Here is a 14,544-nt window from a genome sequence, read left to right as displayed (position 1 = left end):
CACTCCCCTCTCCGGCGGGAGCCGGTGCTATAGGGTGGCCGACATTCTCCGAAGGACGGACACGGCGCATGCATATCGAAGCCCCCAGCCTCGCGGGCCAGCCCGGGATCAGGCACGCCTTCTTCACCCGTCTTGGCGGCGTCTCGGACGGATTCTATGCCGGCCTCAATGGCGGCCTCGGCTCCCAGGACGAGCCGTCCCTCGTCGTCGAGAACCGCCGTCGCATGGCCGAGCATCTCGGGGTGCCGGCGAGCCACCTCGTCAGCCTGTATCAGGTCCATTCGGCCGAGGTCGCCGTGATCGAAGGCCCGATGGCCCTCGCCGAACGTCCCCGCGCCGACGCCATGGTGACGCGGGTGCCGAACTTGGCCCTCGGCATCGCCACGGCCGATTGCGGCCCGATCCTCTTCGCCGATCCGGTCGGACGCGTCGTCGGCGCCGCCCATGCGGGATGGAAGGGGGCGTTGACCGGTGTGATCGCTGCCACCGTCGACGCCATGGTGCGCCTCGGATCGGAGCGGAGCGACATCGTCGCCGTGCTCGGCCCGACGATCTCTCAATCCGCCTATGAAGTCGGGGACGATTTCCGCAGTCGCTTTTCCGCGGAGGTTCCGGGTTCCGATGTCCACTTCTCGGAAGGCGCGCGCGAGGGGCATGCCCAGTTCGATCTGCCGGGCTTCATCGCCCGTCGCCTGGGTGAGGCCGGTATCGAGAAGGCATCGGTCCTGGGCCTCTGCACCTACGCGGATGCGGAGCGCTTCTATAGCTATCGCCGTACGACCCATCGGGGCGAGGCGGATTACGGCCGCCTGATCTCCGCGATCAGCCTCGCTGCATAGCGGCCGCCGTCATACGTTCCCTCGGTGCGACATCTTGTCATGAAATGGATGCAAAAAAAGCGTGGCCGTAGTTGAACCTTGGCCGTTCATCTGAGTTTTCGGAGTGCACGACCTCCAGCGAGGTGGTCGCCGCCACAAAGGGGCCGTGTTCAACACACGCGGCGTGGTTGCGATGCAACAGCTTCCTGAGGGATGCTGAGATATAGACGGGGAACTGCGCAGGACCGCTCCGAAAAAAAGCGGCCGCGCTAACGAGTAGAGGACCAGTCCATGAAATCCTTCCTTCGCGGCACCACCGCCCTTGCCGGCATTGTCATCGCCGGCTCCGCTTTCGCTGCCGATCTGCCGCGCCGCGCCGCTCCGCCGGTGTTCGTTCCCGTGCCGGTCTTCACCTGGACGGGCGCCTACTTCGGTATCAACGCCGGTTACGGCTTCGACGCTGGCAGCAACAGCGACCGTTACAACCTGCCGGCCGGCTCCGTGCTGAACGGCGGCCCGGTCAACCGGGTGTTCAACGCGAACAGCAGCAACGACCTCGAAGGCTTCGTCGGCGGTGGTCAGGTCGGCTACAACTACCAGTTCACCCCGGGTTCGGGTGTGGTCGTCGGTATCGAAGCTGACGCCCAGTACACCGATTTCGGCAACAAGACCCGCACCGTGAACGGCACGTTCAGCCCGGTCGTCGGCGGCCTCAACGGCACCACCGCCGTTCGCCTCCCCGGCAACGAGATGAACTTCTTCGGCACCGTCCGCGGCCGCATCGGTTACGCCTTCGACCGCACCCTCGTGTACGGCACCGGCGGCTTCGCTTACGGCGACGGCGGCACCGGCTCCGACGATTTCCGCACCGGCTACACCGCTGGTGGTGGTATCGAGTACGCTCTCCCCACGGACTCCTTCTTCAACTTCTTCAAGTCGTCCGCTGTGACGCTGAAGGTCGAAGGCCTGTACGTGAACCTCGAGCAGGACGGCCGCGGCAACCGCTCCGTCTACAACCCCACCACGAACGTGCTTTCGCTCAGCCCTTCGGCTCGCGAAGCCGAGTTCGCCGTGGTCCGCGCCGGCCTGAACTACAAGTTCGGCTCGTACTAGGCCTTACAGAACCAACGCTCCGCCTCATGGCGGAGCACGAGGTCTCTCAGAAGGAGCTCGGCCGAAAGGCCGGGCTCTTTTTGTTGCGTGACGAAGACGCGTAACTCCGGCACCGTCACCTTTCCGAAATTTCATGCTCCGAACCGGAGCTCCCGTGCATCCGCAACGGCGAAGTTCGCGTTGACCCCCTGACAAAGCCAGTGGCGCCACCCCATCTCGGAGGCGCCGGGGCGGCATGGCCCGCAGGCTTCTCTCAGGAGGACGACCCCATGAATAGCGAAGAACGCGAGGTCATCGGCGGCATTTTCCAGCGTCTGGAGCAGGCCGCGAGCCAGCCCCGCGACGCCGATGCCGAGCGCTTCATCGCGGACAAGCTCCGCGCTCAGCCCTACGCGCCCTATGCGATGGCGCAGCTGATCTATGTGCAGGAAGAGGCGATCAAGAGCTTGAACGAGCAGCTCGAGCAGGCGCGTCAGGCGGCACAGCAGCCGCAGGGCGGCGGCGGCGGCTTCCTGTCGAGCATCTTCGGCGGCGGGTCTCGCCAGCCGGAGCCCCAGCGCCCGACCGGTCAACCGTGGGGCGGCCAGGGCGGACCTCAGCAGGGATATGGTCAGCAGCCGGGCTATGGGCAGCAGCCCGGTTACGGCCAGCAGCCGGGTTATGGCGGACCGCAGCAGGGTGGCCCATGGGCCGGCCAGCAGGCGGCACCCGCTCGCGGCGGCGGCTTCATGGCGACGGCCCTTCCGATGGCGGCCGGCGCGGCCGGCGGCATGCTGCTCGGCAGCGCCTTGTCCAACGCCTTCGCGGGCGGTCATTCGGCTCTCGGCAGCGCGGCGGCGGCAGGACTTCCCTCTGCGGGCGCGGCGGCCGGTAACGAAGATCTCGGTTCGGCCCTCGGCGGCGGCAACGACTTCCAGGACGCGTCGTTCGACAGCGATCCGGGCGGGGATTTCGGCGGCGACCTGGGTGGCGGCGGCGACGACGACTGGGTGTGAGCGACAGCCACATCCATCACCGCGCGTGATGGCCCCATGACAAGAAAGGCCCGGTGCGTGGAGACGCGCCGGGCCTTTCTCGTGAGCGGCCCGGAGGCCGTTAGAGGACTTCGACCCGCGTTCCCACGGGGGTCCGTTCATACAGGTCGATGACATCCTCGTTCATCATCCGGATGCAGCCCGACGAGACGGATTGCCCGATCGTGTGCGGCTCGTTGGTGCCGTGGATGCGATAGAGGGACGAGCCGAGATAGAGCGCCCGCGCACCCAGAGGGTTGGCCGGGCCGCCGGCCATGTGGCGCGGCAGGTCGGGGCGACGCTGGAGCATCTCCGCCGGGGGCGTCCAATCCGGCCATTCGCGCTTCTGGCTGATCGTCTTCATTCCCGACCAGGCAAAACCCGGCCGACCGACACCGATACCGTACCGGATGGCCTGACCGCCTGGCTGGACGAGATAGAGAAACTTCGTCTGGGTATCGATGACGATGGAGCCGGGCTTCTGCCGGCCATCGAACGAGACGACCTGGCGGGCAAAGCGCGCGTCGGGCGCGCGCTCGATTCCCGCGATTTGTCTTTCGGGATCGGCTTGAGCAGGCAGAGCTTGTGACGGCAAGGCAGCGAGCCGCGTGCGAACGGGGGCCTGGTAGAGATCGGGATCGGGGATGCGATCGCCCGAATGGAGCACGCGCGGCATCGGCTCGCCACCGTAACCCTGGGCCGCCGGATGTCGTGGAAGCACGCCGTCATCCGCGAGGCCGGGACGCCGGGCGCGCGGCGGCGTTCCATGACCCGTCACCAGGAATTCGATGAAGCCCCCGCCGTATTGGCCGGAGGGAACCTGGGCTTGTGCGGCCCCTCCCGCCACCGTGGCGGACAGGCAGGCCATAGCGACGCACAATTCGAGACGCTTCAACACGCGCGATACTCCGGACCAACACGAACCTCGCGCTCAAGCTGGCCGGATGGGACGAGAATCGGGTGAAAAAACGTGGTGAATCGTTCAGGTCACCGCTGCTCTACTGCTAGCTTCAAAGAACAGCATGAATTGTTTGTAAAAGTGCATCGGCCGTTCTCTGTGTTGAAGAAATGGCAACGACTTTGTCGCATGGTGGCTCGAAGGCTTCTCGGATCGGGATTCGCGTCGTTCACCAGGATGACGGCGCCCGGTCCATGCTGCCCTGTCGCTGACCCAGTTACTCCTGCCGGCTGATCATCCCCGATGAACATGAAGCGCTACCGCATCGAAGACAGCCTCGGTTTGGCAAGCGTGCGACCCGTCGTGGAGGTCGCGCACGCCAAGGAGCGTTCCGGCTCCGACGACGTGAAGCTCGATGAGATCCTCTCGGCGATCCAGGAGCTTCGCCGTGTCACGCAGACGAGCACGGTCGAGACCATCGAAGCCTGCCGGAAGGAGCTCAACGAGGCCTTCGCGATGCGCTCCGAACTCGACGTGATGAAAGATGCGATCACCCGGACGAAGAAGGAGATCGCGACGCTCTACCACTCGGAGAATACCGGGAAGGGAATGAAGCGGGTCGCGGGAGAACTCGACGCGGTGGTGGAATCCACCGAGCTGGCGACGAGCACGATCCTCGGCGCCCTGGAAGAGATCGAGACGAATGCCGGTGCGCTGCGGGCCATGCGGCAGGCCGCCGGCGGCGAAAACATCGACATGATCCTCGAGCGGGTGATCGTCGCCTACGAGGCCTGCAACTTCCAGGACCTGACCGGCCAGCGCATCAACAAGATCGTGGGTGTGCTCAAGTTCATCGAGGAACATCTCGACCGCATGATCGAGGCCTGGGGCGGCCTCAACTCGTTCAGCGAGATCCTCGGCGTCGTGCCCCAGGGCCCCAGCATCGACGACGAGAGCTCCCTCCTCAACGGACCCAAGCTCGACAGCGATCCGGGCCATGTGGACCAGGGCGATATCGACGCGCTGTTCGATTAAGACGCGCATGCGCCGACCTTCCCGGGTCGGCGAGACCGGGAGCCCCTTCCCTCTCGAATCCCCGGCGCTTAAGTCTCGGGCATGAGCCGCCAGCCCGCGAAAGACCTGTCTTCCCAACGAGACCTGCCGCCGGATTCGTTCGACGAGCGTGAGGACGCGGACGAGACCCCGGAACGTATCGACGACGGACCGGAAATCGATTTCGATTTCGAGGAAGGCGCTGTCAAAGCCGGCACGGAGATCATCCGCCGGTTCTGGACGACGCTGCCGTCGGGACCGGGCGTCTACCGCATGTTCGACGAGAAGGGTGATGTCCTCTACGTCGGCAAGGCAAAGAACCTGAAGGCCCGAGTCGGCTCCTATGCGAGGGGTCAGGCCCATTCCAATCGCATCGCCCGGATGATCTCGCAGACGGCGGCGATGGAATTCGTCACCACGGCCACCGAGACCGAGGCGCTGCTGCTCGAGGCCAACCTCATCAAGCAGTTGAAGCCCCGCTTCAACGTGCTGATGCGGGACGACAAATCGTTTCCCTACATCCTGGTCACGGCCGATTCCGAGGCGCCGCAGATCGTCAAGCACCGCGGCGCACGGCGGCGCAAGGGCAGCTATTACGGCCCGTTCGCCACCGTCTGGGCTGTGAACCGCACGGTCAACGCGCTCCAGCGCGCCTTCCTGCTGCGCACCTGCACCGACAGCTATTACGAGAACCGCACGCGGCCCTGCCTGCTCTACCAGATCAAGCGCTGCTCGGGCCCCTGCACCGGGGAGATCGGCCTGCCGGAATATCAGGCGCTCGCCGAGAATGCGAAGAGCTTCCTCGCGGGCAAGTCCAACGCGGTGAAGGACCGTATGCGCGAGGAGATGCAGGACGCCTCCGAGAAGCTCGAATTCGAGCGTGCCGCCCGCTTCCGGGACAGGATCACCGCGCTCTCGGCGATCCAGGGGACCCAGGGCGTCAACACCCAGGGCATCGAGGAGGCGGATGTGTTCGCCCTCGACGAACAGGCCGGCCAGTTCTGCATCGAGGTGTTCTTCTTCCGGAACTTCCAGAACTGGGGCAACCGCGCCTATTTCCCGAAGGCCGATCGCAGCATGATGCCGGACGAGGTGCTCGCCTCCTTCATCAGCCAGTTCTACGACGACAAGCCGGCCCCCCGGATCGTCCTCGTCTCCCATGCAATCGAGGATGCGGAGCTGATGGCAGCCGCCCTGTCGAGCCGCGCCGAGAACAGGGTGGAAGTCCATCAGCCTCAGCGCGGCGAGCGCAAGGCCCTGGTGGAATATGCCCAGCGCAACGCCAAGGAGGCCCTGGCCCGCAGGCTCGCGGACACCGCCTCGCAGGGCAAGTTGCTCGTGGCGCTCGGGCAATCGTTCGGATTGCCCGCCCCACCCCGCCGCATCGAGGTTTACGACAACTCACACATCATGGGCACGAACGCGGTCGGGGGCATGATCGTCGCCGGCCCGTCGGGTTTTGCGAAGACGCATTACCGCACCTTCAACATCAAGTCGGAGGAACTGACGCCGGGCGACGATTTCGGGATGATGAAGGAGGTGCTCCAGCGCCGCTTCAAGCGTCTCGTGAAGGAAAACCCGCGTACCGCCAACGAGGCGGCGATCTCAGCGAGCGAAGGCGGTGCGGCCGAGCCGGTTCCCGAATCGGACAGCGAGACCATGCCGGCCTGGCCGGATCTCGTCCTCATCGACGGTGGCAAGGGCCAGCTCGAAGCCGCCCGCACAGCGCTGGAGGAACTCGGAGTCACCGATGTCGCCCTCGTGGGCATCGCGAAGGGTCGCGATCGCGATGCCGGACGCGAGACCTTCTTCGTGCCCGGAAAGGCCCCGTTCAAGCTGCCGCCGCGCGATCCGACCCTCTACTTCGTCCAGCGCCTGCGGGACGAGGCCCATCGCTTCGCCATCGGCACGCATAGGGCCAAGCGCAAGCGCGAGATGATCAAGAACCCCCTCGACGAGATCGCCGGCATAGGCCCGACCCGCAAGCGCGCCCTGCTTCACCATTTCGGGACGGTGAAGGCGATCCAGCGGGCCTCCCTGGAGGATCTGGCGACCACGCCCGGCGTCAACGCAGCCACGGCACGTGCGGTGTATGATTTCTTCCATGCCGGAGGCTGAGGCTCATAAACGCCTGCGTCAGGTGGGTTCGGTGCCGGGGTCGTCGTCTGACCGGCGATACAGAGCCTCGTAATCCTTCCCGCCATTGAAGATGTTGGTGATCTGGACCCTGTCGTCCTCGACCAGATAAGCGATCACGGCGGAACGCTCGAATGGTACCGTGCGAAGGCCGGATACGAGGTCGTCGCGTGGTCGACCGGCACGAGGCGCATCTCCGATTCGATCACATCGGGACTTGATGCGTCGTACGAACGACGCGGCGACCGAGACGCTTCCACTCGCTTCGCGAACGAAGCGAAAAATGTCGCCAAGGTCGACCAACGCATCCGGCCGGAAGAAGACCGGGAGTCTACGCACCCGAGGTCTTGACGCCCTCGCCGGCGAACAGGCGTGCGAGGTGAAGGTCCGCTTCCATCGCCGTCAGATCCTGCCGGGCGTCACCAAGTGAGCGGCGAACACGAGCCCGTATCTCGGTCAAGCGCTCCGCTTCTTCGAGCCGTTGCCGCTGCCATAGTCGCAGCGCATCACGCATGACCTCGTTGGTCGATGAATACTCACCTGCCTCGATGCTTTCACGTACCGCCTGATGGAGATCGGGCGTCATGGTGATGCTGATCGTGTCTGCGGACGACATGCGTGAGCACTCTATTCCCTCAGCGCATTGGTAGCACAAAATCCGGCTCGGCACATTCGGTTGCGATGGGCCCAGCGCGACGGCCTAGGCGCTATCGAAGCAGCTTGTCCGTTTGCATCATCGTGGTTGACCCCTCCCCCCCGCCCATGGTTTCACCGCGTCGATGACTGTCCTTCCTCTCCGACGCCGGTCACCGGCCTGGACGCTGGCGAATTGCCTGACCTACGGGCGGCTCGTCGCCGTCCCCGTCGTCGTGGCGCTGCTGTACTGGCCGGACGAGCATGCGGCACGGTTCGCGGCTCTCGGCGTCTTCATCGCGGCCGCCATCACCGATTATCTCGATGGCTACGTCGCCCGGACCTACGATCAGAGCTCGGCCCTGGGGCGCATGCTCGATCCGATCGCCGACAAGCTGCTCGTCGCCGCCTGTCTGCTGATGCTGGTGGCCGACAAGACGATCCATGACTGGAGCCTGTGGGCGGCCATCGTCATCCTGTGCCGCGAGATCCTCGTCTCGGGCCTGCGCGAATATCTGGCGGAGTTGAAGGTCAGCGTACCGGTCAGCCGCGTCGCCAAATGGAAGACCACCCTTCAACTCGTGGCGATCGGCTTCCTTGTGGCCGGAAAGGCGGGGGAGACGATCCTCCCCCATACCGTCATCGCCGGAGAGGCCCTGCTCTGGATCGCCGCGGCCCTGACGCTCTACACGGGCTACGATTATATGAGAGCCGGCATCCGGCACGTGATGGACGATCCGCGCTGACCCGCCGATGCCACAGCCGGAAGGGCAGACCATGAAGCTCGTCTATTTCGCCTGGGTGCGCGAACGCATCGGCAAGGCCGAAGAGGTCGTGACCCCGCCCGCCGGGACCGAGACGGTCGCCGACCTCGTGGCCTGGTTGAGTGGCAGGGGCGAGGAATATGCCTACGCGTTCGAGAATGCCGGCATCGTGCGGGCGGCCATCGACCGCGTCCATGCCAAGCCGGATGCGCCCATCGCCGGGGCCACCGAGATCGCGTTCTTCCCGCCGATGACGGGCGGCTGAGCCGCCTCAAATCGTCTGCGAGGAGACCCTCACGTGATGACGCCCGTGATCCGTGAATTCCAGGACGCCGATTTCGATGGCGTCGCGGCCCTATGGCTCGCAGCCGGAATCTCTCGGCCGTGGAACGATGCGGGCAAGGACATCGCCTTCGCCCGCCGCGATCCGCACTCGACCATCCTGGTCGTCGAGCGCGAGGGGGCCGTCGCCGCCACCGCCATGGTGGGCGAGGACGGTCACCGGGGATGGCTCTATTACGTCGCCGTCGACCCGCGGTATCGCGACCTCGGCCTGGGCAGGGCGATCATGGAAGCAGCCGAGCGGTGGCTGTCCGCGCGTGGCGTCTGGAAGGTTCAGCTTCTCGTGCGCGAAGAGAACGAAGCGATCCGCCACTTCTACGAACATCTCGGCTACCGGGACACCCGGACGATCTGTCTGCAGAAAGTCATCGGCGAGACGGCGGGGTGAGTGGCTCCAGCCCAAAACCCCGCCGGGCACTCACTTCTTGCCGAGAGCCGCGCTGAAGGCGGCGATATTGCTGCGCATCATGGCCAAGTAGGTGGCCGCCGGACCATCGGGACCGGACAGGGCGTCGGAATAGACCTTGCCGCCCACAATGGCTCCGCTCTCCCGCGAAATCTGCTGCATCAGGCGGGGATCGGCCACGTTCTCGAGGAAGACGGCCGGGATCTTGTCGCGCCGGATCTGCCGGATGATGCGGGCCACATCCTTCGGGCTCGCCTCGCTGTCGGTGGAGACGCCCTGCGGGGCGATGAAGTCGAGGCCGTAGGCGGCGGTAAAATAGCCGAACGCATCGTGCGTGGTGATGATCTTGCGATGTTCGGGGGGAATCGCCGCGATGGCCGCGCGGATGTCGGTCTCCAAACCCGCCAGGGTCGTCAGATAGGCCTTCGCGTTGGCTGCGTAGTCGGCGGCGTGTTCGGGATCGATCGTCGAGAGCCCGTCGCTGATGTTGCCGATGTAGATCCGCACATTGGCGATGCTCTGCCAGGCATGGGGATCGTCATGATGCGCGTGTCCCGCATGCCCTCCGCCATGGTCGTCGTCACCCTCGATGGGCTTCACGCCCTTGGTCGCGACGATGACGGGCGCCTTCGTCCCGGAGGCCTTGATCAGTCTGTCGAGCCAGCCTTCCAGGCCGAGGCCGTTGACCACGACGAGATTGGCGGCGGTGAGTTTGCGCGCGTCCCCGGGGGCCGGGTTGTAGCCATGTGCGTCGGCATCGGGGCCGACGAGGGTCGAGACCTCGACGCGGTCGCCACCCACCTGCTTCACCAGGTCGCCGAGGATCGAGAAGGTCGCCACCGCCTTCAGCGGCTCGGCGGCATCCGCATTCCCGCCGAAGGCCGTGAGAGCGAGGGCGATACCGACCCACGCCGAAAGGCCCGTCTTCATGGCGTGACGTCTCGATCGCATACCCGTCGTCCTTCGCATCGGCTCCCTGAACCGGGCAGACCAGATGATCCGTCGCGCCGTGTAATGTAACACTATCACATTGCCAAGCCCGATGGCCTTGCTTGATCTTCCGGTCTCCGACCGGCAAACCCCCGACCGAGAGCCGGGAGCCCCCGTGCGACAGACAACGGATGAGCATGGCCCGTCGGCCGCTTCTGAGGGGTGAGACCCTCCCCCTCCTCGGCCGGGTCTGGCGCGAATGGCTGCGGCCGCATCGGGGCACCCTCGCCGTGGTGCTGGTGCTCATCGCCATCATCGGAGCGGCGACGGGTTTATATCCCGCCCTGATCAAGGGGGCGTTCGACGCGTTCGACCAAAAGGACCCGTCGGCCCTCACCTACGGACCGCTCATCGTCATCGCCATCACCTCGATCCGGGGCTTCGCCCTGTTCGGGCAGACGGTGCTGACCAATCGGGTCGTCACGCGGGTCGAAGCCGACATGCAGGCGGCGCTCTACGGCCACCTCATCGATTCCGACCTCGCCCAGCTCGGCCGCGAGAGCCCGGCGGCGTTCACCCAGCGCTTCACCACGGATTTCGCCTTCATCAAAGAGGCGCTGACCCGCATCTCCACGGTGCTGCTGCGCGACCTCGCGATGCTGATCGCCCTCGTCGTCGCGCTACTCTGGATGGACCCGGTGCTCACCCTCGTGGCCGGCGTGGTCGTGCCCTTCGTCGCCGGCCCCATCGGCCGCATCGGCAAGAAGCTGAGGCGGGTCTCCACCACCACGCAGGAGCAGATGGGCCTCACCGCCAGCCTCATCACCGAGAGCCTGCAGGGCGCGCGCATCGCCAAGACCTACGCGCTGGAATCCTACCTGAAGGGCCGTGCCTCGGGCGCGTTCGATACCGTCCGCCGCTTGAAGATGAAGGCGGCCAATGCGCGGGGACGCCTCGACCCGTTGATGGAGATCGGCGGGGGCTTCGCCGTGGCGGCGGTGCTGGTCCTGGTGGGCCAGCGCGTCATGTCCGGTGATCGCACGGTGGGCGATTTCACCGGTTACGTGGCGGCCCTGCTCCTGGCCGCGCAGCCCGCCCGCGCTTTGGGCACCCTCAACGCCATCCTTCAGGAAGCCGGCGCGGCGCTCCATCGCTACTTCGCCCTGATGGACGAAGCACCGCGCATTCGTGAAAAGCCCGATGCCGTGCCGCTGGTCATCACCGGCGGCGAGATCCGCTTCGAGGAGGTCCGCTTCCGATATCGCGAGGATGCGCCGGCGCTGGAGGGCATCGACCTCACCGTTCCTGCAGGCGCCACCGTCGCCCTGGTCGGCCGTTCCGGCTCCGGCAAGTCGTCTCTGCTGAACCTCGTGCCCCGACTGTACGACGTGACGGGGGGCCGCGTTCTCATCGATGGCGCGGATCTGCGCGACGTGACGATCCCATCCCTGCGCGCGGCCGTGGCAGTGGTCTCCCAGGACGTGGTGCTGTTCGACGATACCATCGCGGCCAATATCGGGTTCGGCCGCCCCGGTGCGACCCGCGCCGAGATCGAGGCCGCTGCGGAGGCCGCCGCAGCGCATGGATTCATCACCCGGCTGACGGAGGGTTACGAGTTCCGCGTCGGGCCCTCCGGCGGGCGCCTGTCCGGTGGCGAACGCCAGCGCATCTCCCTGGCCCGCGCCTTCCTCAAGGATGCGCCGATCCTGCTTCTGGATGAGGCGACGAGTGCCCTCGATTCCGAATCCGAGCGGCTGGTCCAGGGCGCGCTGCTGCGCCTGATGCAGGGGCGGACCACCCTCGTCATCGCGCACCGCCTCTCCACCGTGCGCGATGCCGACATGATCGTGGTGATGGAGGCCGGCCGCATCATCGAGACGGGGACGCATGACGCCCTGATGGCCTCGCAGGGTGGCTATGCCCGTCTGCATCGCATGCAATTGTCCGGAGATGCGGAAGAGCCCGCCGCCCCCTGATCCGCATTCCGTGCGTTGAAGCGTCACGAATCCTCGCGCGTGAAACGGATGCCGGCATGGCAGGACAGCCCTTCGGACGGACGAAGGATGGGAGCCCCGTCACTCGATACAGGCTCGCCCGATCTCGCCTGCGGGTCGATATCCTCGATTATGGCGGCGTGGTCAGCCGGATCGATACGCCCGACCGCGAGGGAGCCTGGACCAATGTCCTCCTCGGTGCGCGTGACGTCGCGGGCTACGAGGCCAGCGACGCGCATTTCGGCGCCATCATCGGACGCTACGCCAACCGCATCGCCAAGGGACGCTTCAGCCTCGACGGACACGAATACCAATTGCCGCGCAATGTCGGTGGCAACACCATGCATGGCGGGACGAATGGGTTCGACCGTCGCGTCTGGCGGGTGATCCAGGCGGACGAGACGACCGTGGTTCTCGGCTATCGCTCAATCGACGGCGAAGAGGGTTTCCCCGGCAATCTCGATGTGGAAGTCGCTTACTCCCTCAGCGACGACCAGACCCTGCGGATCGACTACACGGCCTGGACCGACCGGCCGACCATCCTTAACCTCACCAACCACAGCTATTTCAACCTCTCCGGCGAGGGCTCCGGCGACGTGATGCAACATCGGGTCGCCATCGCGGCGGACCATTACCTCCCCACCGATGCCGAACAGATCCCCACGGGCGAGATCAGACCCGTGGCCGGCACCGCCTTCGATTTCCGCGAGCCCGAAGCCCTGGGCTCACGCATCCGCGACGGGGATTCGCAGCTCGCTCTGGCCCACGGCTACGACCACACTTTCGTGCTGCGCGAACCCGGCTCCCTCCGGCATGCGGCGTCTTCCGTCGATCCGTCGAGCGGGAGACGGCTCGACGTCGCCACCACCCAGCCGGGCCTGCAACTCTACACCGCCAACATGCTCGACGGCACGGTGATCGGGTCCGGCGGGCGGCTGTACCGATCCGGCGACGCGGTCTGTTTCGAGGCGCAGGGGTTTCCCGACGCGCCGAACCGGGCGGAGTTTCCCTCCACGACGCTCCGCCCTGGCGAGGTCTTCACCGCGACGACGACCTATCGTTTCAGCGCGGACTGACACACCGCCCCTCATCGCCCAAAGCGGTGATCGCTTGACTTGTGTTCTTTTATGTCTGTAATTTCTTTCATGACAGAAATTACAGACATCCCCGAAAAGCTCCCCGTGGCGGTAGAGCGCTTCATCCTCCACTGGGGCGATCTCGGCGGGCAATGGGGCGTCAACCGTTCCGTCGCCCAGATTCACGCCCTGCTCTACCTGTCGGACAGGCCCCTGGCGGCGGAGGAGATCGCGGCGACGCTGGGCATCGCGCGCTCCAACGTCTCGACCTCGCTCAAGGAGCTGTCCGGCTGGAGCCTGATCCGGCGCGTCCCCATGCTGGGCGAGCGCCGCGATCACTTCGTCGCCGAGACCGACCTGTGGGAGATGGTCACGCGCATCGCCGCCGGCCGCAAGGAGCGCGAGATCGATCCGGCGATCGCAGCCCTGCGTACCTGCGTGGCGCAGGCCGAGGGCGATCCGACCATCGGCGCCGTCGCCTCTCGCCGCCTCAAGGCGATGCTCGAATTCACCGAGACCATGGATCGCTGGCACAGCCAGATGCTCGGCGTTCCGCACGCGACCCTCGCCAAGCTGATCCGCCTCGGCAGCCGGATCGTGCGCTTCCTGCCCTCCAAGCCCGAAGGCTGAACCGGGGACCGCGATCATGACCCTGACGGCAATGCGAGGGCCTTCCATGGGCCGGACGGCGCCTCCCCTCGGCGATAGTCCGGTGATGGCCCGTGCGCACGAGGCCGACCTCCGCGACCTGCGCTTTCGCAGCCTGATCGCGGACGAGGACTGGACCACTCTGTCGCCCGCGATCCGCCGGCGCTTCACCAAGCGTCTCCGCCCCGGCACCAGCGCCGTCTATGTGGGAACCGTGATCGAGACGCGGATGAGCCGCCTCGGCTGGGTTCTGGCACAAGCCGCCCGCCTCATCGGCGGCCCGCTCCCCACCTCCCGGGCCACGGGCCTCGCCAGCGTCGTCTCCGTGACGGAGGACCGGTCGCGCGGCGGGCAGGTCTGGACGCGGCTCTATGCGCGGCCGGACGGATTTCCCCAGACCGTCAATTCGGCCAAGCGCTTCGCCGGGCCCACCGGCCTCGAAGAGCATGTGGGCGGCGGTCTCGGCATGAGCCTCGATGTCGCCGTCGTCGACGGCGGGCTGGTCTTTTCGAGCCGCCGCTACTTCCTCCGGCTGGGTAGATGGCGTCTGCCGCTTCCCGGTTTCCTGACGCCGGGCACCCTCACGGTGACCCACGGCGAGACCGGGACGAACCGCTTCGCCTTCATCCTCACCGTTCGTCATCCCTGGTTCGGCACGCTGATCCGCCAGGAGGCGGAGTTCCGCGACGTCGTCGACGCCTGATCCATCACGGGGGAGAC

Annotated in this window: 16 protein-coding genes; 12 read left to right on the top strand and 4 right to left on the bottom strand. The window is 66.2% G+C overall.

Features of this window, described 5'->3' with window-relative positions; genetic code table 11:
• Positions 1-68 precede the first annotated feature (68 nt).
• The 3 genes from pgeF to ACYQML_RS11655 all read left to right on the top strand — a co-directional run bounded on the left by pgeF (position 69) and on the right by ACYQML_RS11655 (position 2,926).
• Positions 69-839: a peptidoglycan editing factor PgeF gene (gene pgeF, locus ACYQML_RS11665; RefSeq protein ID WP_461235591.1), complete on the top strand. Its 771-nt coding sequence runs from the start codon at positions 69-71 to the stop codon at positions 837-839.
• A gap of 270 nt (positions 840-1,109) precedes the next feature.
• A complete protein-coding gene (locus tag ACYQML_RS11660; RefSeq protein ID WP_056429813.1) occupies positions 1,110-1,931 on the top strand; it encodes an outer membrane protein in 822 nt (273 codons plus the stop codon).
• A gap of 269 nt (positions 1,932-2,200) precedes the next feature.
• On the top strand, positions 2,201-2,926 hold the full coding sequence (locus ACYQML_RS11655; protein ID WP_461235590.1) for a DUF2076 domain-containing protein: 726 nt from the start codon (positions 2,201-2,203) through the stop codon (positions 2,924-2,926).
• A 100-nt stretch (positions 2,927-3,026) separates the two neighbouring features.
• Here the strand turns inward: ACYQML_RS11655 and ACYQML_RS11650 are convergent, their stop codons facing one another.
• Positions 3,027-3,812: a L,D-transpeptidase gene (locus ACYQML_RS11650; protein ID WP_311275428.1), complete on the bottom strand. Its 786-nt coding sequence runs from the start codon at positions 3,810-3,812 to the stop codon at positions 3,027-3,029.
• Between the two features lie 333 nt (positions 3,813-4,145).
• Here ACYQML_RS11650 and ACYQML_RS11645 point away from each other — a divergent pair, with 333 nt between their 5' ends.
• Positions 4,146-4,877 (top strand): chemotaxis protein, encoded by a 732-nt coding sequence (locus ACYQML_RS11645; RefSeq protein WP_207413573.1) that lies wholly within the window; start codon positions 4,146-4,148, stop codon positions 4,875-4,877.
• Between the two features lie 81 nt (positions 4,878-4,958).
• Positions 4,959-7,013, top strand: a complete 2,055-nt coding sequence (gene uvrC / locus ACYQML_RS11640; RefSeq protein ID WP_461235589.1) for an excinuclease ABC subunit UvrC — start codon at positions 4,959-4,961, stop codon at positions 7,011-7,013.
• An 18-nt stretch (positions 7,014-7,031) separates the two neighbouring features.
• Here the strand turns inward: uvrC and ACYQML_RS11635 are convergent, their stop codons facing one another.
• Together ACYQML_RS11635 and ACYQML_RS11630 are read right to left on the bottom strand one after the other, a co-directional pair.
• Positions 7,032-7,370, bottom strand: a complete 339-nt coding sequence (locus ACYQML_RS11635) for a type II toxin-antitoxin system RelE/ParE family toxin (RefSeq protein ID WP_461235588.1) — start codon at positions 7,368-7,370, stop codon at positions 7,032-7,034.
• Positions 7,363-7,647 (bottom strand): ribbon-helix-helix domain-containing protein, encoded by a 285-nt coding sequence (locus ACYQML_RS11630; protein ID WP_461235587.1) that lies wholly within the window; start codon positions 7,645-7,647, stop codon positions 7,363-7,365. The genes ACYQML_RS11635 and ACYQML_RS11630 overlap by 8 nt, the downstream gene beginning before the upstream one ends.
• 163 nt (positions 7,648-7,810) lie before the next feature.
• Here ACYQML_RS11630 and pgsA point away from each other — a divergent pair, with 163 nt between their 5' ends.
• The 3 genes from pgsA to ACYQML_RS11615 are packed head-to-tail and all read left to right on the top strand — an operon-like array spanning position 7,811 to position 9,158.
• Positions 7,811-8,410: a CDP-diacylglycerol--glycerol-3-phosphate 3-phosphatidyltransferase gene (gene pgsA, locus ACYQML_RS11625; protein WP_419951554.1), complete on the top strand. Its 600-nt coding sequence runs from the start codon at positions 7,811-7,813 to the stop codon at positions 8,408-8,410.
• 31 nt (positions 8,411-8,441) lie between these two features.
• Positions 8,442-8,693, top strand: coding sequence for a molybdopterin converting factor subunit 1 (moaD, locus tag ACYQML_RS11620; RefSeq protein WP_056430470.1), 252 nt, complete (start codon positions 8,442-8,444; stop codon positions 8,691-8,693).
• Positions 8,694-8,729: 36 nt separating this feature from the next.
• Complete coding sequence (locus ACYQML_RS11615; RefSeq protein ID WP_056429793.1) at positions 8,730-9,158, top strand: GNAT family acetyltransferase; 429 nt, start codon at positions 8,730-8,732, stop codon at positions 9,156-9,158.
• A 30-nt stretch (positions 9,159-9,188) separates the two neighbouring features.
• On the opposite strand, the gene ACYQML_RS11610 is transcribed toward ACYQML_RS11615, so the two are convergent.
• Complete coding sequence (locus tag ACYQML_RS11610; RefSeq protein WP_461235586.1) at positions 9,189-10,106, bottom strand: metal ABC transporter substrate-binding protein; 918 nt, start codon at positions 10,104-10,106, stop codon at positions 9,189-9,191.
• Between the two features lie 197 nt (positions 10,107-10,303).
• Here ACYQML_RS11610 and ACYQML_RS11605 point away from each other — a divergent pair, with 197 nt between their 5' ends.
• The 4 genes from ACYQML_RS11605 to ACYQML_RS11590 all read left to right on the top strand — a co-directional run bounded on the left by ACYQML_RS11605 (position 10,304) and on the right by ACYQML_RS11590 (position 14,527).
• Positions 10,304-12,082, top strand: coding sequence for an ABC transporter ATP-binding protein (locus ACYQML_RS11605; protein ID WP_461235711.1), 1,779 nt, complete (start codon positions 10,304-10,306; stop codon positions 12,080-12,082).
• A gap of 56 nt (positions 12,083-12,138) precedes the next feature.
• Complete coding sequence (locus ACYQML_RS11600) at positions 12,139-13,176, top strand: aldose epimerase family protein (protein ID WP_461235585.1); 1,038 nt, start codon at positions 12,139-12,141, stop codon at positions 13,174-13,176.
• A gap of 69 nt (positions 13,177-13,245) precedes the next feature.
• A complete protein-coding gene (locus ACYQML_RS11595; protein WP_461235584.1) occupies positions 13,246-13,806 on the top strand; it encodes a GbsR/MarR family transcriptional regulator in 561 nt (186 codons plus the stop codon).
• Positions 13,807-13,852: 46 nt separating this feature from the next.
• The gene (locus tag ACYQML_RS11590; protein WP_461235710.1) at positions 13,853-14,527 is read left to right on the top strand and encodes a DUF4166 domain-containing protein; all 675 of its coding nucleotides are present in this window, start codon (positions 13,853-13,855) and stop codon (positions 14,525-14,527) included.
• Positions 14,528-14,544 lie beyond the last annotated feature (17 nt).

Source organism: Methylobacterium sp. CM6244 (genome assembly GCF_054817885.1).
Note: the sequence above shows the minus strand (reverse complement) of the source record. Positions and strands in the feature narration are given on the sequence as shown.